The sequence below is a fragment of the Polaromonas naphthalenivorans CJ2 genome (genome assembly GCF_000015505.1).
Classification (GTDB): domain Bacteria; phylum Pseudomonadota; class Gammaproteobacteria; order Burkholderiales; family Burkholderiaceae_C; genus Polaromonas; species Polaromonas naphthalenivorans.
Genome location: NC_008781.1, coordinates 1,073,775 through 1,092,961 on the forward strand (window position 1 = coordinate 1,073,775; position 19,187 = coordinate 1,092,961).

Genomic DNA, 19,187 nt, shown 5'->3' on the forward strand with positions numbered 1-19,187 from the left:
GTATTACTTTGCAGGCCAAAAATGAATATTTCCAGCGATAAAGTTCAGGCTCTTATCAGCTTTGATTTCACAGGAGAGCCTCATGAAGACTTACAAGATTGCCTGCATCCCGGGCGACGGCATTGGCAAGGAAGTGGTGCCTGCGGGCCAGGCAGTGCTTGAAGCGCTGGGCGCTGTCAGCCGCTTTAAATTTGATTTCGAGAATTTCGGCTGGGGCGGCGACTGGTTCCGGGCGCACGGCGAAATGATGCCGCAGGACGGCCTGGACGCACTGCGCGGCAAGGACGCGATTTTGTTCGGCTCGGCGGGCGACCCGCATATTCCCGACCACATCACGCTGTGGGGCCTGCGCCTGAAGATCTGCCAGGGCTTCGACCAGTACGCCAACGTGCGCCCGACCCGCATCCTGCCGGGCATCGACGGGCCGCTCAAGCGCTGCACGCCCGAGCAGCTGGACTGGGTCATCGTGCGCGAGAACTCCGAGGGTGAATACTCCGGCGTCGGTGGCCGCGTCCACCAGGGCCATCCCATCGAGGCGGCGACCGACCTGTCGATGATGACGCGCGCCGGCGTCGAGCGCATCATGCGCTTTGCCTTCAAGCTGGCGCAATCGCGCCCCCGCAAGCTGCTGACCGTCGTCACCAAATCCAACGCCCAGCGCCACGCGATGGTGATGTGGGACGAAATCGCCGTGGAGATCGCCAAGGAATTCCCCGACGTGACCTGGGACAAGGAACTGGTCGATGCCTGCACCGCGCGCATGGTGAACCGCCCCGCAACGCTGGACACGCTGGTGGCCACCAACCTGCATGCCGACATCCTGAGCGACCTGGCCGCCGCGCTGGCCGGCAGCCTGGGCATTGCGCCCACCGGCAACATCGACCCCGAGCGCCGCTACCCGAGCATGTTCGAACCGATTCACGGCTCGGCCTTCGACATCATGGGCAAGGGCCTGGCCAACCCGGTCGGCACGTTCTGGAGCTGCGTGATGCTGCTGGAGCACCTGGGCGAAGCCGAAGCGGCCCAGACCCTGATGGCCATCATCGAGCAGGTCACCGCCGACCCGCTACTCCACACCGGCGACCTCGGCGGCAAGGCCACGACGCAGCAGGTGACGCAGGCGGTGTGCGAACGCATCACCGGCGCCCTGGCGCAACGCAAGGCGGCCTGATCCGCACCGCTTCGCAGCCGCCCCTGGCCGCTGCGGGCGGACGCCTGCCCGCCATTGACTCACGAGCCGCCATCAAGAGCTGCCGCGTCGCAACGCTTACTTGTACAACTCAGGAGACACTCATGCGCAAATCCATCCTTCCTTCTGCATTCCTGCCTTCCATCACCGCGCTGGTGCTGAGCGCGGCCGGAACCGGCGCCATGGCGCAAGCCGCCCCGTCTTGGCCGAGCAAACCGATCAGCCTGATCGTGCCCTTCCCGGCGGGCGGGACGACCGATGTGCTGGCGCGCGCGCTGGGGCTGGAATTGTCCAAGGCGGTCGGCCAGCCCGTGATCGTGGAGAACAAGCCTGGCGCCGGTGCCACGCTGGGCGCCGATTTCGTCGCCAAGGCCAGGCCCGACGGCCACACGCTGCTGATGGGCGCGGTGCACCACACCATCGCCACCAGTGTCTATAAAAAACTGCCCTATGACTTCCAGAAGAACCTGGCGCCCGTCACCACCGTGGCGCTGGTGCCCAACGTGCTGGTGGTCAATCCGAACGTGCCGGCCAGGAACGTGAAGGAACTGCTGGCGCTGGCCAGGGCCGAGCCCGGCAAGCTGACCTATGGCTCCAACGGCAACGGCACCGGCCAGCACCTGATCGGCGCGCAGTTCGAGGGCATGGGCGGCGTGCAACTGCTGCATGTTCCCTACAAGGGCAGCGGCCCGCTGACCGTTGACCTGCTGGGCGGGCAGATCACGATGTCGTTCGACACCATCACGCCGGTGCTGCCGCAAATCAAGTCCGGCAAGCTCAGGGCGCTGGCCGTGACCACCATCAAGCGTTCGCCGGCCTTGCCTGAGGTGCCGACGCTCGACGAGGCTGGCCTCAAGGGGTTTGATCTCGGCACCTGGTTCGGCATCCTGGCCCCTGGCGCCACGCCCGGGGAGGTCGTCACGCGCCTGAACACCGAGATGGTGAAAATCATCAATTCGGCGGAGTTCCGCAAGAAGATGGCCGACATCGGCGCCGAACCGATTGGCAACACGCCCGAGCAAATGGCGGCGCAGATCAAGGGCGATACCGAGCGCTTCGCCAAACTGGTGAAGGATGCCAAGGTCATTATCGAATGACTTGCCGAGTGAGCGTGAGACAGGACGCCACGGAAACTTATTGCGTGCAACCTGCATGCTGATGATTTCAGGCAGATCTTGCGCGGCACAATCCGGGGTGGAGGCACCCATTTCATGACCAAACCATCATTCAATTCCATTTCCGGCGTGAGCGCGCAGCCGCGCCAGTTTCTCGACCATTTGTTCCAGGCGGCGGTTGAGCGCGCCCTGCCGCTGGCCAACACCGCCCGGTTTTTACCCCGGCCGCCCATGCCCGGGAGCGGCGGCCGCACCATCGTGATCGGCGCTGGCAAGGCCGGCGGCGCGATGGCGCAGGCGGTCGAGGCGCTCTGGCCGCTTGATGCGCCGCTCGAAGGCCTGGTCGTGACGCGCTACCACCATGTTCCGCCCCGGCCCGAGGGCTTGCCGCAGCGCATCGAAGTCGTGGAGGCCTCGCACCCGGTGCCCGACGAAGCCGGGCAGGCGGCGGCCGAACGCATCCTGGCGATGGTCCAGGGTTTGAGCGAAAACGACCTGGTGCTGTGCCTGATCTCGGGCGGCGGCTCGTCGCTGCTGACCCTGCCGGCCGAAGGCCTGAGCCTGGAGGAAAAGCAGGCCATCAACAAGGCCTTGCTGGCCAGCGGCGCCAGCATTTCCGAGATGAACTGCGTGCGCAAGCACCTCTCGCGCATCAAGGGCGGCCGCCTGGCTGCGGCCTGCGCACCGGCCCGCGTCGTCACGCTGACCATCAGCGACGTGCCGGGTGACGATCCGTCGATCATCGCCAGCGGCCCGACCGTGCCCGACGCCAGCAGTTGCGCCGAGGCAGTCGCCATCCTCCAGCGCTACGGCATCGAGGTGCCCGGCGACATCATGAGCCTGCTGGAGCAAGGCGCGCTGGAAACGCCCAAGCCCGGCGATGCGGTTTTTGACGGCCATGAAGTCCACCTGATCGCCACGCCGCAGCAAAGCCTGGAGGCTGCCGCCGAAGCCGCCCGCGACGCCGGCCTGGCGGCCTACATCCTGAGCGACGAGATGGAAGGCGAATCGCGCGAAGTCGGCAAGGTCCATGCCGCGCTGGCGCGTGCCGTGGCCATGAAGGGCCAGCCCTTCCAGAAGCCCTGCGTGATTTTGAGCGGCGGCGAAACGACGGTGACCATCCGCAAGCAGGCGCCCGGCACGCCACGCGGACGCGGCGGCCGCGCCGGCGAGTTCTGCATGGGGCTGGCGCTGGCTCTGCAGGGCCAGGGCGGCGTGTATGCGCTGGCGGCCGATACCGACGGCATCGATGGCATTGAAGACAATGCCGGCGCCTGTGTGAGCCCGGACACGCTCCAGCGGGCGGTGGCCGCCGGCATGAAGCTGGACCAGTACCTGGACCGCAATGATGCCTATGGTTACTTTGAAAAGCTCGATGACCTGGTCATCAGCGGACCGACCTACACCAATGTCAATGATTTCAGGGCGATCCTGATCCTGTAGCACTGGGGTGCGCGGCCGCTGGTCCCGTCAATCCCCCGAGATGTGCCGGTCCTTGATGAGCTTGCTGAAGCGCGCCGTGTCCTCGTGCGCCTTGGCGCCGAATTCGGCGGGCGTCATGGGTGCCACTTCACCGCCGAGTCCGGCAACGCGGTCCTTCACCGCCTGGGTGGCGAGGATTTTGTTGATCTCGCTGTTCAGCCGGGTGACGATGGCGACCGGCGTGCCAGTGGGCGCATAAAAGCCGAACACCGTGTCGGCGTCAAAGCCCTTGAGTCCGACTTCGCTGAGCGTCGGCACGTCGGGGAATAGCGGCGAGCGCTTTGGGCTGCCCACGGCCAGCAGCCTGAGCTTGCCGGCGCGCACATGGTTCAGGCCGATGCCCGGGTCGAACATGAAATCCACCTGCCCGCCCAGCAAGTCCTGCATCGCGGGCGCCGCGCCCCGGTAGGGCACGTGCACTGAAAAGCTCTGCGTCATGTCTTTGAACATTTCTCCGGCCAGATGCGGCGACGAGCCGTTGCCGGGCGAGGCGTAGGTCAGCTTGCCGGGATTCGCCTTGGCATAGGCGATGAATTCTTTCACGTTCTTCACCGGCAGCGACGGCTTGACCTCCAGGAACACCAGCACGCGGGCCGCCGCCGCCACGGGAATGATGTCCCTGGCCGGGTCAAACGACATCTTGGGGTAGATGGCCGGGTTGATCGATACCAGCCCGCCCGAAGTCAGCAGCAGCGTGTAGCCGTCAGGCGGCGACTTGGCCAGCGCGTCGCCGCCGATATTGCCGCCGGCGCCTGCCCGGTTGTCCACGATCACCGGCTGGCCGAGCGCTTCCTGCAGGGGCAGGGTGATGGCGCGCGCAATCTGGTCCGCCGCGCCGCCGGGCGGAAAGTTGACGATGACCCGGATCGGCTTGGCCGGCCAGGCCTGCGCCAGCGCCGTCAGCGGCGTGATCATAGATGCTCCTAAAAAAAGAGCAATAAGCGACCGCTGTATATGCGAAAAAGGCCTTTTTGATGCGTATTTTTGAATCATGTCTGTCTCCTGTTTTTGATGAAAAAATAAAGGTGCGAATCGCCTTCGCCGGGCGTTAAATGTCGATAAATGACCATCAAGCAGCACTTAAATCGGCAATCCGGCTGGCGCCCAGCAGAATCATGGTTCGTACCAGTTCATCGCTGAACTGCTTCATCACAGCGTCGATACCGGCCGCCCCTTGTGCCGCCAGGCCGTACAGCAGCGGACGGCCCAGAAAAACCGCCTTGGCACCCAGGGCGATGGCTTTGGCAATGTCGCTGCCGCGCCGCACGCCGCTGTCCATGAACACCGGAATCCTGCCCTGCACACTCGCCACCACGGCGGGAAGGGCGTGAATGGCGGACGGTGCGGCGTCGAGTTGCCGGCCTCCGTGGTTGGACACGATGAGGCCGTCAATGCCATGCTCCACCGCCAGCCGTGCATCTTCAGGATGCAACAGCCCCTTGAGTAGCAAGGGGCCGGGCCAGGACTTGCGAAGCCAGCCCAGCGTTTCCCAGACGAGCGAGCGGTCCATCGCCCGGGCCATAAGCGCGGCCTGCAAGCTGGCGGAGCCGGCATCTTCGCCGGCGACCGTGAGATTCGCAAAGTCGGGCGTGCCGCTTCGGGCCATTCGCAGCGACCAGCGCGGATGGGTGAGTGCTTCCCAGGCGATCTGGGGCGTGGGCTTGAAGGGCATGCGAAACCCGTTGCGCAGGTCCAGCTCGCGGTTGCCGCTGACGGGGACATCCACGGTCAACACCAGCGCCTGGTAGCCTGCGCGCCGGGCGCGTTGCACGATGCGTTCGGCCATCTCCCGGTGCATCACATACAGCTGCATCCACTGCAAACCCTCCGGCGCAGCGGCACGCACGGCTTCAAGCGGCATGTTGGAGGCGGTCGATAGCGCGAAAGGGATGCCTGCCCGGGCTGCTGCTGCTGCCAGCAAGGCATCGCCGCCCGGGCGTATCAGGCCATTCAGCCCTGTTGGCGCAACGCCAAACGGCACGGACCAGGGGCTTCCGAAAACGGTGACCGTGGTGTCGATCTGGCTGGTGTCGCGCAAGACCCGGGGCAACAGCGTCAGCGCCGCGAAATCAGCCTGGTTGCGCTGCCGGCAGGCACCGTCATCGGCCGCGCCATCGATATAGTCAAAGACAAACCGGGGCAGCGCCCGGCGGGCCTGGCAGCGAAAATCTTCAGCGTTCAGAAGCATCTGTATCTTTCGATGGAGCGTGCCACCGCTGGATTACTGGTCCAGCGTGATCTGCCGGTCCTTGATCAGCTTGGGCCAGTAGGCCGCGTCGTCCGACCAACGCTTGTTCATGGCGGCCGCATCCGAGGGCAGGGGCTCGACGCCCAACTCGACCAGGCGCGCGCTGACGGCTGGAACGTTGATGGCCTTTTGCAATTCGCTGCTCAACTGGTCCTGGATCGCCTTTGGCGTGCTGGCGGGCACCACCAAGCCCTGCCAGGCGGTCGCCTCGATGTCGGTATAGCCCAGCTCCATCAGGGTCGGCACGTCAGGCATGGCAGCCAGGCGCGACTTGGAAAAAGTCGCCAGAACCTTGAGCTTTCCGGCCTTGATCATCGGCAGGCCGGTGGCGATGTCGATGACGATAAACGGAAGCTGGCCGCCTGCCACGTCCTGGACGGCGGGCGCTCCGCCTTTGTAAGGCACATGCGTCACGTCGATCCTGGCCCGCTCCTTGAGCATTTCCATCGCAAGGTGATGGGGGCTTCCGACGCCCGACGAGGCATAGCTGAACTTTCCAGGCTGCTTTCTCATGGCTTCAATCGCCTCTTTGGCGGTGGCGAAACCGGACGCCGGATTCGTGGCCAGCACCAGCGGGAAGCGCGCCATCATGCCAATCGGCGCGAAGTCTTTTTTCGGCTCGTACGACAGTCTTTTGAACAGCGCCGTGTTGAAGATCAGCGTGCCGTTGTCAGCGGTGAACACGGTGTAGCCGTCGCCGGGCGACCGGGCCACGCTCTCGGCGGCGATGACGGTCGCACCGCCCGGCTTGTTGTCCACCACGATCTGCTGGCCCAGCTGCTTTGACAACTGAAGGCCGACGGTGCGGGCCAGGATATCCGACCCTCCGCCAGCGGAAAACGCCACCACCCAGCGAACAGGTTTGGCCGGATAGGCTTCGGCAGCCATGGCGGAATGCATGCCGAGTGCGGCGAGCAGTGAAAGGGCGAGATGGGGGAGTTTCATGATGAATGTCTTCGGGTGAGAGGCTGCGGAGTGATTCCGGTGTCGGCTGGGAAGGGATGATGCTGGGTACGGGCGCGTGCTCAGAACGGGTAGTGGCGCGGCGTGGTCTGCACCGTCACCCAGCGCAGGTCGGTGAAGGCGGCGATGCCGGCCTGGCCGCCGAAGCTGCCGATGCCGCTGCCCTTGACGCCGCCAAACGGCATCTGCGGCTCGTCATGCACGGTCGGGCCGTTGACATGGCAGATGCCGGACTGGATGCGCCCGGCCACCTGCAGCGCCCGGGCAATGTCGCGACCGAACACGGCGCTCGACAGGCCGTAGTCGTTGTCGTTGGCGCAGGCAATCGCTTCTTCGACGCCGTTGACGCGCACGATGCCCTTGACCGGGCCGAACGACTCCTCGCTGTAAATCTTCATCGCCGGCGTGACATGGTCGATCAGCGTGGCCGGCATCAAGGTGCTGCCCGACTTGCCGCCGCACAGTAGCTTCGCGCCCTGCGCCAGCGCGTCATCTACCAGCGCGTTGCAGCGGTGAACGGCATTCATATCGACGACGGAGCCGAGCACCACCGGGCCTTCGCGCGGGTCGCCCAGCGGCAGGCTGGCCGCCTTGGCTGCCAGCCTGGCGACGAACTCGTCGGCAATCGACGCGTCAACAATGATGCGTTCGGTGGACATGCAGATCTGCCCGGAGTTGGCAAAGGCGCCAAAGGCGGCGGCGTTCACGGCTGCGTTCAGGTCGGCATCGTCGAGCACCACCAGCGGTGCCTTGCCGCCCAGTTCGAGCACGGCGGGTTTCAGGTGGTTGGCGCAATGGCCGGCGATGATCTTGCCGACGGCGGTCGAGCCGGTGAAGTTCACGCGGCGCACGGCGGGGTGGGCAATCATCGCTTCGACCACGGCGGCGGCGTCGCCCGGCGCGTTGGTGATGAAGTTGACGACGCCTGGCGGCAGGCCGGCTTCCTGCAGCGCTTCAATGATCAGGCCGTGGGTGGCGGGGCACAACTCCGAGCCCTTGAGCACCACGGTGTTGCCGCAGGCCAGCGGCACGGCAATCGCCCGCACGCCGAGGATGACGGGCGCATTCCACGGCGCCATGCCCAGCACCACGCCGGCAGCCTGGCGCAGGCCCATCGACAGGCTGCCGGGAACGTCGGACGGAATCACCTCGCCGCTGATCTGCGTGGTCAGTGCGGCGGCTTCGAGCAGCGTGCCGGCCGCCAGATGGACGTTGAACCCGGCCCACTGGCTGGAAGCGCCAGTCTCAAGCGCCATGGCTTTGATGAAGGCGGGCGCCTTGGCTTCGAGCGCCTGCGCGGCCTTGGTCAGCAGCGCGCGGCGCTCGCCCGGGCCGGTGGCCGACCAGGCCGGAAAGGCCTTGGCGGCGGCTTCGACGGCGGCCAGCGCGTCCTGCACGCTGGCGGCCGGGGCGAGGGTGGCAATGCTGCCGTCCAGCGGGTTGCGGCGCTCGAAGGTGGCGCCGTTGCGGGCCGCCGTGTGTTCGCCGTTGATCAGCAGGGAAATGCGGTTCATGGTGTGTCTCCGGTTTTGAAGGAAGTCAATGTATTTGCTATAAAAATAGTAGCTGCTTGTGCTTTCTGGACATGCGCAAACAGCCTGTTCAATGCTCAAGCCACGTCCACCTCGACCAGAATCGGCCGGGGTGAGTTCAAGGCCTCCCGCAACACGTCGGCGAGCTGGTCGGCGTCAACCACATTCACCGCGTCGCAGCCCTGGCCCCTCGCCAGTGCCAGAAAGTCGAGTTCGGGCAGGTCGGTGCCCTGCAGGGTTTCGCCGGGCTTGAAGCCAAAGGTCGGCGCGAACTCCTGCAGCGCGGCGTAGCGGCGGTTTTTCAAAATGATGAAGGTGATCGGGAGCTTGAGTTGCGCCGCGCTCCACAGCGCCTGGATCGAATACATGCTGGAGCCGTCGCCCAGCAGGCCGATAACTTTCTTGCCGGGTTTGGCCAGCGCCACGCCGACGGCCGCCGGCATGCCATGGCCCAGGCCGCCGCTGCACATGGTGTAGAAGGTTTCGCTGTGCAGGATCGGCAAATGGGCCTGCATCACCGGGCGCGAACTCGGCGCTTCCTCGACCACGATGGAATGCGCGTCGCGCACCTCGGCCAGGGTCTGCATGACAAAAGCCACGCTCATCAGCTCGCCGCTTGCGCCCGGTTCGGCGCGGGCCGGCAGCGCGCGCGGCTGGGGGTCTTCGCGGTCGGCGAGCGCGGGTGGCACCGGGCGGGCCAGCAAATCCTGCACGCCCAGGCGGATGCCGCCGACGGCGGACGTACCTTCGGGCGCCCAGGCGGCAATGGCCGGGTCTTCGATCAGCTGCACCAGTTCGGCGCCGGCGGGCAGGTGCGGGCCGGCGCCCTCGACGTGGTAGGTGAAGGCGGCCGCGCCCAGCGCAAAGACCAGGTCGTGGCCGGCCAGCAGGGCGACGATTTTTTCGCGCATCGCCGGCAGGAAACCGGCGAACAGCCGGTGGTCTTCCGGAAAGCCGCAGCGGCCCGACATCGGCGCGACCCAGACGGCGGCATTGTGGCGTTCGGCCAGCCGAACCACGTCGTCCCAGGCCCGGTCGCGGTCCACGGCGGCGCCGACCACGAAAGCCGGGCGCTTTGCCGCATCGAGCGCGTCACCAATCAGGGCCAGCAGTTGCGGCTCGGGCCGGGTTTCGGTGCTGACGCGGCGGGCCGCGACCGGCTCGCAGCGGCGCGTCCAGTCGTCGGCCGGAATCGACACCAGCACCGGGCCGCGCGGCTGCTGCATGGCGATGTAGTAGGCGCGCGCAATCGCCAGCGGAACGTCTTCGGCCCTGGCCGGCTCGATGCTCCATTTGACGTAAGGCTTGGGCAGCTCGGTCGCCTGGCCGGAAAACAAAAACGGGTCAAACGGCAAAATGGACCGGGCCTGCTGGCCGGCGGTGATCACCATCGGCGTGCGGTTCTTGTGGGCGGTGAAGATGTTGCCCATCGCGTGGCCCACGCCGGCGGCCGAATGCAGGTTGACAAAAGCCGCGTTGTGCGTGGCCTGCGCGTAGCCGTCGGCCATGCCGACCACCACGGACTCCTGCAGCCCCAGCACATAGCGGAAGTCGTCGGGGAAATCCAGGAACAGCGGCAGCTCGGTCGAGCCGGGGTTGCCAAAAATCGTGGTCATGTTGAAGGCGCGCAGCAGGTCGAGCACGGCTTCGCGGACAGTTGTCGTCATCGTTTGAATCTCCAGTAACAGGGCGGCGTGGGGCAGAACCAGTCGGTCAGGCGGTGATCTTCGGCCAGCCGGTTCCATAAATCAATAAACTACAAGGACTATTCAATATTCGCCAAATGCATATCAACGACATCGACCTCAACCTGCTGCGGGTGTTCGACGCGGTCTACCGGGCGCGCAGCGTCAGCCGGGCCGCCGAGTTGCTGGGCCTGACGCAGCCGGCCACCAGCCAGGGGCTGACGCGGCTGCGCCTGCTGGTCAAGGACGCGCTGTTCGTGCGCGCGCCGGGCGGCGTGGCGCCCACGCCCCGGGCCGAGCGGCTGGCGCTGGCGGTGCAGTCGGCGCTGGCCACTGTGGAGCAGGCGCTGAACGAAGCCGCGCAGTTCAACCCGGCAGAGGCGGCCAAGGTGTTCCGCATCCACATGAGCGACATCGGCGAGGCCCGTTTTTTGCCCGACCTGATGGTGGCGCTGCGCCGGCTCGCGCCTGGCGTGCGCATCGAAACCTTGCCGCTGGCGAGCAGCGACATTGCCCAGGCGCTGGACAGCGGGCGCATCGACTTTGCGTTCGGCTTTCTGCCGACGGTCAAGGACACCCAGCGCGTGCAGCTGCTCAAGGACCGCTACATCGTGCTGCTGCGGGACGGCCACCCCTTCACCCGGCGGCGCCGCAGCGGCCAGGCGCTGCTGGGCGACTTGCGCCAACTGGAATTCGTCGCGGTGCGGACCCACTCCGACACGCTGCGCATCCTGCAACTGCTGCAGCTCGAAGACCGGCTGCGCCTGGGCACCGAGCACTTCATGGTGCTGCCGGCCATCGTCAAGGCCACCGATCTGGCGGTGGTCATGCCGCGCAACATCGCCAAGCTGTTTGCGGCGGCGGGCGGCTACGCCATCATCGAGCCGCCGTTTCCGCTGCGCGACTTCACCGTGTCGCTGCACTGGAGCCGGCGTTTCGAAGCCGACCCCGGCAACCAGTGGTTGCGCCAGCTCATCGTCACGCTGTTTTCCGACAAGTCCGGCGATCTGGCTTGAACCGGCCTTGAGGCAGCCACCGCCAAACTTGTGACTGGCAGCCCTGCCAAGGTCCGGCCAAAGTCCAGCACGGCGCAATGGATTTTTGGGTGCTCCCGCTGCGGAGCGGGCGCGCAGCTCCTACTATTTTGGAGATCACCTGCAGGAGTCCAGCAATGAAACCATGGCTCGTAGTTGCCGTTGTCAGTGCTTCGCTTGCCGGCTGCGCAAGCCCGCCGCCAGACCCCAATTACCCGGTCGTTTCGCAAGACGCCAATGGCGTTCTTGTCGAGCAGGTGCCTCGCGCGCCGCGCGCCAGTGTAGGGATTGGCCTGGGAACTTGGGGTGGCCGGGGGTTTGGGGGCGTGGGTATCGGTTTAGGCTTTTAGACCCGTCGTTTGGTCAATTGAGTTCAGTCCCGCTTCCGACGCGAAAGCCTGGGGTTTGCTTGGCCTGGCTCATCCTGTAGCCGTACCACAGGCTCTGGGCAATGCGCTTGGCCAGGTCGTTGGCCTGTTCGGCCAGCGCCGCATTCGGCAGCGCGCTGGTCGTTTCCCGGAACAGCCGCAGCCAGCGCTGGAACAGCTCGATGCTCAGGCCGGGTAGGGCGGCATGCTTGGGCATCGGCGAGCCCCGGAACCGGGCCGTTCCGCGCAGCGCCGAGGACCAGAAATCCACCATCGTCGGCAGGTGCGCATCCCAGTTCTTCACATGCCGGTCGAAGATCGGCCCCAGCACCTCGTCCCGGCGCACGTTGTCGTAAAAGCCATGCACCAGTTGAACGATTTCGCCTTCGGTGCACAGGTCGGCGGATGGCATGGATATTTCCTTTGCAATGCTGGACTGGACCGCGACATTGCCGTCCTTGCGTCACATAAGATGTATTTTAAATGAATCTTCATGGCGGGTCTGAAGCTGGGGTTCGATACCGCATGACGGCGGGCCGCACGAGGTTTAAAGTATTGCCCCAGGACGGGTATCAGGCCTTGCCCTGCGGCGCCACGGCAGGCGAATTTTGAATCCTCAACTCCTTAACCTCATTCGGGAGGCGCTCATCATGAACGAACTCACTGACCTCATTGCCCTCAAGCGCCGGCAGCACGCGGCCTGGTCCAGCGGGGATTACGTCGTCATCGGCACCTCCTTGCAGATCGTCGGCGAGCAACTGGCCGAAGCCTGCGACCTGCGCTGCGATGAACGCGTGCTGGACGTCGCGTCCGGCAACGGCAATGCCACGCTGGCGGCGGCGCGCCGGGGCTGCAAGGTCACTTCCACCGACTATGTGCAAAGTTTGCTGGATCGCGGCGCCGAGCGGGCACGCGCGGAACGCCTGCTGGTGGACTTTCAGGTGGCCGATGCCGAGGCGCTGCCATTTGATGACGCGAGCTTCGACGTGGTGCTGTCCACCTTCGGCGTGATGTTCGCGCCCGACCAGCCGAAAGCAGCGTCCGAGATGGCCAGGGTGTGCCGCCCCGGCGGACGCATCGGCCTGGCCAACTGGACGCCCGAGGGCTTTGTCGGCCAGTTGTTCAAGACCCTGGGCCGCCACGTTCCGCTGCCGCCCGATGTGGCTCCTCCTGCGCGCTGGGGCGTGGAAAGCCACCTGCGTTCGCTGTTTGGCGAAAACGCTGCCGAAGTGGCCGTGACGCCCCGGCATTTCAACTTCCGCTACCGCTCGGCCGGCCATTTCATCGAGGTCTTCCGGACCTGGTACGGGCCGGTTCACAAGGCATTCGCGACCCTGCCGCCCGACCAGGCCAAAGCGCTGGAAAGCGACATGGCCGATCTGCTGAACCGCATGAACCGCGCCGGTGCCGGTTCGCTGGTGGTGCCCAGCGAATACCTGGAAGTGGTCGTCACGCGGCGTTGAGCAGGCGCCGGGGCTGTGTGCCCAGCCCGTCGGCTTTCAGGTTCGCCAGCTATTTCGAATCTTGCCGAGCGCGTTTTATGCTATTTTATTAATAGCATGAAGTGCATGCCAGTCGTGCGCAAAAGGCAAATTTAGTCCTTAAATGACGGAGATTTCAGGCGCTCCGGCGCTTTTCCTGCCTGTCCCGGCCGCATCGCCCAACAAAGGGCATGCACCACGCGCCTTGCACCAGCAACGTGCGCAAAAAATTTAAACCCCAGCCTTGCAGCGTTTGCAGCCGCCTCCCGGCCGTTCCCGGAGAGCAGGCGGTTTTTCAGAGGGGACAAGAGCAGAGGACGGTGAAATTGACCGGAGCCGAGGGTTCACCCGGATAGGCAATTGACATGTCTTCACTAAACTGGCGCGGCAATTGCTTTGTGTAATTTGCACAAAAGTAAAAATTTAACTCCCACACCAGCGGACATGAATCATCAACCATCCTCATCTGCCGACGCAGCCGCCGAACGAGCCGACGCATGGAATGCCGCGCCCGCACCTTCGGCGCAGCGCATCAACTCCGTGATCGACCTGTGGCTGGGCGAGCAGGTGCGCCATCGCCGAAAGGCGCTCGGGCTGCCCTTGCAGCAGGTGGCGCGCGGCTGCGGCGTCTCGGTCAGCCTGCTCAGCCAGATTGAACGCGGCTTGCGTTCCATTTCGCTGCGAACGCTGGCCGCGCTGTCGAACGAATTGCAGCTGCCGCTGGAAACCCTGATCCGCAACACGCAGCACGACCAGGGAGAAGGCGCGCCCGAGCGCTCCGTGGTGCGCGCCGGCATGCACCAGCGCATCGACCTGGGCGACAAGGGCATCCACAAGGAAAAGCTGACGCCACCAGCATCGACTGGCGGCGTCGAGCTGTACCGAGCCGTCATCGACCCCCAGGGCTCCACGGGCGATGCGCTGTTTTTCACCCACAAGGGCGAACAGGTGGGCTATGTGGTCGAAGGCCAGCTCGAACTGTTCATCCAGGACCGCCTTTACCGGCTGCAGGCCGGCGACAGCTTTTGCTACGACGGTTTCACGCCGCGCCGCTGGCGCAATCCCGGCCCGTCGATCACCACGGTGCTGTGGGCCATCACCGGAACGCCCCGCTAGCCAGCCCCTTTCTTCTCCCACGGCCACCCGGAAAAGCGCCGCCAGGGCTGGCCCATCGCAACCGCGGCATGGATTTTTTGACATTACAGAAAAGGAAACTCACCATGAAATTCGCAACGCTTGCCACTTCCCTTGCCGTCACTTTTGCGCTCTCGCTGTCAGGCGCGGCGTCGGCCCAGACGGTGCTGAAGGTCGGCTCCACGCCGACCGGCAGTCCCTTCACTTTCCTGGACACCAAGACCAACACCATCGACGGCGTGATGGTCGATATCGTCAATGCGGTGGCCAAGGAATCGGGCTTCGGGGTGCAGATCGAACCCATGCAGTTCTCGGCGCTGATCTCCTCGCTGACCTCCAAGCGCATCGACCTGATCTCGGCGGCGATGTTCATCACGCCGACGCGCCAGGAGGTCGTGGACTTTTCGCTGCCGATCTACAGCTACGGCGAAGGCGTGGTGGTCCTGAAGCAGGACACGGTCGCCTACCAGAGCTTTGCCGACTTGAAGGGCAAGCGGGTCGGCGTGCAGGTCGGCACGGCCTTTGTCGATCCGCTGCAAAAGAGCGGGCTGTTTTCAGAGGTCAAGCTCTACGAAACCACGTCCGACCTGATGCGCGACGCCAACGCCGGACGCATCGATGCGGGCGTGCTGGACTACCCGATTGCCGCCTTCGCCGTGGCCAAGGGCCAGTTCCCCAACCTGCGCATGGTCACCAGCTTCAAGCCGACCATGGTCAACAGCATCGGCATGGCCACCCGCAAGGGCGACACCGAGCTGATGGGCAAGGTGAATGCCGCCGTGACCAAGCTCAAGGCCAACGGCGCCATCGACGCCATCCTGAAAAAGTGGGGCCTGTGAGCCTGACCCGACCAACTTCGCAACCTACTGAAAACGACCACCCATGACCCAGTTTCTGCACCATGCCCGGGAGTTCATGCCCATCCTGCTCCAGGGGGCCTGGCTCACCATCCTCGTGACGCTGGGCTCCTTGCTGCTGTCCACCGTGCTGGGCCTGGTGTGGGCCGTCATGCGCGTGTCCGGCATTCCGCTGCTGGCCAACCTGAGTGCCGCCATCATCAATCTGCTGCGCGGCATCCCGATCATCGTGATTTTGTTTTTCCTGTACTTCGTGATGCCCGACGTCGGCATCTCGCTGTCGGCGCTGCAGGCCGGCATCCTCGGCCTGGGCATCGCCTATTCGGCCTACCAGGCCGAGAATTTCCGCGCCGGCATCGAAGCGGTGGACCATGGCCAGGTCGAGGCGGCGCGGGCCATGGGCATGGGCTGGGGGCTGATGATGCGCCGCGTGGTGCTGCCGCAGGCCGTCAAGATCGTGCTGCCGCCCTACGGCAACATCATGATCATGATGCTCAAGGATTCGTCGCAGGCCTCGACCATCACGGTTGCCGAGCTGGCGCTGCAGGGCAAGATGATCGCTACCTCCACCTTCCAGAACGCCACCGTTTTCACGCTGGTCGCGCTGATTTACCTGGTCATGTGCGTGCCGCTGATTCTGCTGGTGCGCCATCTTGAGAAGCGGGGCAAAAAATGATTGAAATACGCGACTTGCAGAAGTCCTACGGAACGCACCACGTCCTCAAGGGCATCAACGCCAGCGTTTCCAAGGGCGAGGTGGTGTGCATCATCGGCCCTTCGGGCTCGGGAAAGTCCACCATCCTGCGCTGCATCAACGGGCTTGAAAGCTACAGCGGCGGCAGCATCGAGATCCACGGCCAGCGGGTTGACAACACGTCGCCGACCATCAAGGCGATTCGCACCGAGGTGGCGATGGTGTTCCAGCGCTTCAACCTGTTTCCGCACCGCACCGTGCTGGAGAACGTGATCGAGGGGCCGGTCTACGTCAAGGGCGAAAAGCGCGAGGCCGTGATCGAGCGGGCCAGGCAGTTGCTCGCCAGCGTGGGCCTGGCCGAGAAGGAAAACGCCCATCCGCCGCAGCTGTCGGGCGGCCAGCAGCAGCGGGTCGCCATTGCGCGCGCGCTGGCCATGCAGCCCGAGGCGATTTTGTTCGACGAGCCGACCTCGGCGCTGGACCCCGAACTCGTGGGCGAAGTGCTGGGCGTGATGCGCAAGCTGGCCGAGTCCGGCATGACCATGGTGGTCGTCACGCACGAGATGCAGTTCGCCCGCGAAGTGGCCGACCGCGTGCTGTTCATCGACGGCGGCGTGATCGTCGAGCAGGGACCGTCCAAGGAGGTTCTCAACAACCCCCAAAACCCGCGCACGCAGGACTTCCTGCGGCGTGTTCTTCACCCCATGTAAGGCGCAACCCATGTCACAGGAATTCTTTCCCCTCAGTCCGTCCCTGTGGGCTGCCACGGCGGCGCCCGCGCCTGAAACCACGCCGCTGCAAGGCGACGCGAAAGCCGACGTGGTCATCGTCGGCGCGGGCTACTGCGGCCTGAGCACGGCGCTGCACCTGGCCGAGCGCGGCGTGCGCGTCGTGGTGCTCGAAGCGCGCGACATCGGCTTCGGCGGCTCCGGCCGCAACGGCGGACAGGTCATTCCGGGCATGAAGTTCGACCCGAGCGAGCTGATGACGATGTTCGGACGCGAGAAAGGGCAGCGCCTGGTCGATTTTGCCGCCGGCACGGTCGATGCCGTGTTCAACCTGATCGACAAGCACAAGATGGACGTGCCGCAGGTGCGCCGTGGCTGGGTTCAGGGCTCGCACACGCCGGCCGCGCTCAAGATGGCCGAGCGGCGCGTGCGCGACTGGGGCGCGCAGGGCGTCGCCGCGCAACTGCTGGACCGCGCCGAAACCGCCCGCCTGCTGGGCACCGACAAGTACCTGGGCGGCTGGATGGACCCGCGCGGCGGCGGCGTGCAGCCGCTGAGCTACGTGCGCGGCCTGGCGCGCGCCGCCATCGCCGCCGGCGTGGTCATTCACACCGACAGCCCGGCGACGCAACTGCTGCAGGACAAGGGCCAGTGGCAGGTCACCACCGCAGGCGGCGCCAGCGTCAGCGCCGAGCGCGTGGTGCTGTGCACCAACGGCTACACCGACGGGCTGTGGCCGCAGTTGCGCAAATCGATCATCAATGCCAACTCCTTCCAGATCGCGACCGAGCCGCTTCCCGAAGCGGTGCGAAAAAGCATCCTGCCCGAAGGCCATGTGTCGTCGGACGCCCGCAACCTGCTGCTTTATTACCGCATCGACCACAGCGGTCGCCTGTTGATGGGCGGACGCGGCAGCTTCAACGAGCCCGACCCGGCCCAGCCCGCAGACTGGTCGCATCTGCAGAACGTGATCGGCAAGATGTTCCCGCAAGCGGCCGGCATTCCGATTGCTTACCGCTGGTGCGGGCATGTCGCCATCACGCGCGACTACCTGCCGCACCTGCACGAGCCCGCGCCCGGCCTGCTGATCGACATCGGCTGCCAGGGGCGCGGCGTCGGCCTGCAGACGCGCATGGGGCAGGCGCTGGCCGAGTACATCGCCACCGGCGACAAACAGGCGCTGCCCGTCGCGCCCTCAAAGATCAAGCCATTTCCGCTGTACGGACTGAGGCGCCTGTATGTCTCGGCGGTCATCGGCTGGTACCGGATGACCGACGGCGGCGTTTAAGCGCGCTGGCGATGCACTGCGCATAAAAAAAGCCGGCGCATCAATCGCCGGCTTTCGCAAGTCGAAAACAGTTCGGTTCGGATCAGCGCTTGCGCCACACGCTGGCCAGCCAGGGCTGCTGGGCCAGCGGCAGGCCGGCGGGGCGGTAATAGTGCGTCAGTTCGGCGAATCCTGCGGCCAGCAGGTAATCGCGCCAGGCCGGCCAGTCATGAAAGACGCCGTAGCGCTCGCCGTTCCAGCCTTCCTGGCCGTCGCCCCGGGGGTTGGAGCTGAACAGGACGCCGCCCGGCCTCAAGGTGGCATGCAGTTGCCCGAGGACGCGCGGCAGGGCCAGGCTGGGAACGTGGAACAGCGCGGCGTTGGCAAACACGCCGTCGAAGTGCGCGTCGGGCAGGTCGAGTTCGAGGAAGTTTTGCTCCAGCACCGGACAGCCGCTGTAGTCGCGCGCCATCGCCGCCAGCCGCGCCGAGCCTTCCAGCCCGGTGGGGCGGTGGCCGAGTTCCTTGAAGGTCTTCAGGTCGCGCCCAGGTCCGCAGCCGAAGTCGAGCAGTTCAAACGGCGGCGTCGCCTCGATGTGTTCCAGCAGCGCGGCGATGTTCTGGCTCACGTCATGGCCGCGCGTGCCTTGCCAGAACTCTTCGGCATGGTGTTCGTAATGCGCCAGCGTCTGGGCGGCGATCTGGTCGAGGGGGTTGGGGGGTGTGGTCATGGCGGGTCATGCTAGTCGATGTGCCGGCGGGCAGTGATGGATACAAGGAAAAAGAGGCATGGGAGATGGCCTCGCCTGCCTCTTGCAAACAGCCGGACGCACTGCCATGCCACGGCCACGGGATCAGAATCACCCAACTCTGTGTCCCGTTGATTTGAATCAACCACAGCCATAAAGACGACTGCCACGATGTCTTACGGTTGAAAAATATCGGTGTCCTGCTTGTCTTGCCATGAGGCGCCAGGCAATGCGAACTCGGGACATTTGGTTTTTTGTGCTGACATTTCGTCAATCAGGGGGTTTCATGAAAATAAATGCAATTTCAATTGCGGTCCTTGCGGGCGCGCTCGGTGTCTGCGCTCCAGCTTTTGCGGACGCCACATTGGTGAGCGAGAAGCAATGCATGCAGTGCCACAAGGTGAAGGAAGATTTCGCCGGACCTTCGTTCCAGAAAATCGCCGCCCGCTGGAAAGGCAAGAAGAATGCCGAAGAAATGCTGGTGGCCACCATCCGAAAGGGCAGCGGGCGTGAAGGGCTGGAGCACTGGGGCAAGGCAAGGATGCCCGACGACTCGGAGCGTCCCTTGGTCAGCGAGGACGAGGCCAAGAAAATGGTCAAGTGGATATTGACTCAATAAACCCTGGAAGCCTGCGAAGCAGGCGGCAGGGAAAATTGAGTCA

The 19,187-nt window shown here is 65.0% G+C and carries 18 protein-coding genes; 11 read left to right on the plus strand and 7 right to left on the minus strand.

What is annotated here, in order from left to right; translation table 11 throughout:
• The first annotated feature begins 82 nt into the window (after window positions 1–82).
• From PNAP_RS05060 to PNAP_RS05070, 3 genes are all read left to right on the plus strand, one after another.
• Complete coding sequence (locus PNAP_RS05060) at window positions 83–1,171, plus strand: tartrate dehydrogenase (RefSeq protein WP_011800427.1); 1,089 nt, start codon at window positions 83–85, stop codon at window positions 1,169–1,171.
• A gap of 122 nt (window positions 1,172–1,293) precedes the next feature.
• Window positions 1,294–2,286, plus strand: a complete 993-nt coding sequence (locus PNAP_RS05065) for a Bug family tripartite tricarboxylate transporter substrate binding protein (protein WP_041376536.1) — start codon at window positions 1,294–1,296, stop codon at window positions 2,284–2,286.
• A gap of 114 nt (window positions 2,287–2,400) precedes the next feature.
• Window positions 2,401–3,747, plus strand: a complete 1,347-nt coding sequence (locus tag PNAP_RS05070; RefSeq protein ID WP_011800429.1) for a glycerate kinase type-2 family protein — start codon at window positions 2,401–2,403, stop codon at window positions 3,745–3,747.
• A gap of 27 nt (window positions 3,748–3,774) precedes the next feature.
• Here PNAP_RS05070 and PNAP_RS05075 read toward each other — a convergent pair whose 3' ends face one another.
• From PNAP_RS05075 to mdlC, 5 genes are all read right to left on the minus strand, one after another.
• Window positions 3,775–4,701, minus strand: coding sequence for a Bug family tripartite tricarboxylate transporter substrate binding protein (locus PNAP_RS05075; RefSeq protein WP_232290755.1), 927 nt, complete (start codon window positions 4,699–4,701; stop codon window positions 3,775–3,777).
• A gap of 154 nt (window positions 4,702–4,855) precedes the next feature.
• Window positions 4,856–5,974: an alpha-hydroxy acid oxidase gene (locus PNAP_RS05080; RefSeq protein WP_011800431.1), complete on the minus strand. Its 1,119-nt coding sequence runs from the start codon at window positions 5,972–5,974 to the stop codon at window positions 4,856–4,858.
• A 33-nt stretch (window positions 5,975–6,007) separates the two neighbouring features.
• Window positions 6,008–6,979: a Bug family tripartite tricarboxylate transporter substrate binding protein gene (locus PNAP_RS05085; protein ID WP_011800432.1), complete on the minus strand. Its 972-nt coding sequence runs from the start codon at window positions 6,977–6,979 to the stop codon at window positions 6,008–6,010.
• Between the two features lie 80 nt (window positions 6,980–7,059).
• Window positions 7,060–8,511, minus strand: coding sequence for an aldehyde dehydrogenase (locus PNAP_RS05090; protein WP_011800433.1), 1,452 nt, complete (start codon window positions 8,509–8,511; stop codon window positions 7,060–7,062).
• 95 nt (window positions 8,512–8,606) lie between these two features.
• A complete protein-coding gene (gene mdlC / locus PNAP_RS05095; protein WP_011800434.1) occupies window positions 8,607–10,196 on the minus strand; it encodes a benzoylformate decarboxylase in 1,590 nt (529 codons plus the stop codon).
• Between the two features lie 116 nt (window positions 10,197–10,312).
• Here mdlC and PNAP_RS05100 point away from each other — a divergent pair, with 116 nt between their 5' ends.
• A complete protein-coding gene (locus tag PNAP_RS05100) occupies window positions 10,313–11,230 on the plus strand; it encodes a LysR family transcriptional regulator (protein ID WP_011800435.1) in 918 nt (305 codons plus the stop codon).
• A 381-nt stretch (window positions 11,231–11,611) separates the two neighbouring features.
• Here PNAP_RS05100 and PNAP_RS05105 read toward each other — a convergent pair whose 3' ends face one another.
• Window positions 11,612–12,028 (minus strand): group III truncated hemoglobin, encoded by a 417-nt coding sequence (locus tag PNAP_RS05105; protein ID WP_011800436.1) that lies wholly within the window; start codon window positions 12,026–12,028, stop codon window positions 11,612–11,614.
• A gap of 238 nt (window positions 12,029–12,266) precedes the next feature.
• On the opposite strand from PNAP_RS05105, the gene PNAP_RS05110 reads away from it, so the two are divergent.
• From PNAP_RS05110 to PNAP_RS05135, 6 genes are all read left to right on the plus strand, one after another.
• Complete coding sequence (locus PNAP_RS05110; RefSeq protein WP_011800437.1) at window positions 12,267–13,079, plus strand: class I SAM-dependent methyltransferase; 813 nt, start codon at window positions 12,267–12,269, stop codon at window positions 13,077–13,079.
• Window positions 13,080–13,541: 462 nt separating this feature from the next.
• The gene (locus tag PNAP_RS05115; protein ID WP_011800438.1) at window positions 13,542–14,213 is read left to right on the plus strand and encodes a helix-turn-helix domain-containing protein; all 672 of its coding nucleotides are present in this window, start codon (window positions 13,542–13,544) and stop codon (window positions 14,211–14,213) included.
• A gap of 104 nt (window positions 14,214–14,317) precedes the next feature.
• Window positions 14,318–15,070, plus strand: coding sequence for an ABC transporter substrate-binding protein (locus PNAP_RS05120; protein ID WP_011800439.1), 753 nt, complete (start codon window positions 14,318–14,320; stop codon window positions 15,068–15,070).
• 43 nt (window positions 15,071–15,113) lie between these two features.
• Window positions 15,114–15,764 carry an amino acid ABC transporter permease gene (locus tag PNAP_RS05125; RefSeq protein WP_011800440.1) on the plus strand — a complete coding sequence of 217 codons (651 nt, stop codon included), beginning with the start codon at window positions 15,114–15,116 and terminating at the stop codon, window positions 15,762–15,764.
• Entirely contained in the window at window positions 15,761–16,492 is a 732-nt protein-coding gene (locus PNAP_RS05130) for an amino acid ABC transporter ATP-binding protein (protein ID WP_011800441.1), read from the plus strand. Before PNAP_RS05125 ends, PNAP_RS05130 begins: the two co-directional genes overlap by 4 nt.
• Before the next feature lie 10 nt (window positions 16,493–16,502).
• A complete protein-coding gene (locus PNAP_RS05135) occupies window positions 16,503–17,798 on the plus strand; it encodes an NAD(P)/FAD-dependent oxidoreductase (protein ID WP_011800442.1) in 1,296 nt (431 codons plus the stop codon).
• Window positions 17,799–17,880: 82 nt separating this feature from the next.
• On the opposite strand, the gene PNAP_RS05140 is transcribed toward PNAP_RS05135, so the two are convergent.
• A complete protein-coding gene (locus PNAP_RS05140) occupies window positions 17,881–18,507 on the minus strand; it encodes a class I SAM-dependent methyltransferase (RefSeq protein WP_011800443.1) in 627 nt (208 codons plus the stop codon).
• A gap of 304 nt (window positions 18,508–18,811) precedes the next feature.
• Between PNAP_RS05140 and PNAP_RS05145 the strand changes: the two genes are divergently transcribed.
• Window positions 18,812–19,144, plus strand: coding sequence for a c-type cytochrome (locus PNAP_RS05145; protein WP_011800444.1), 333 nt, complete (start codon window positions 18,812–18,814; stop codon window positions 19,142–19,144).
• Window positions 19,145–19,187: the final 43 nt, after the last annotated feature.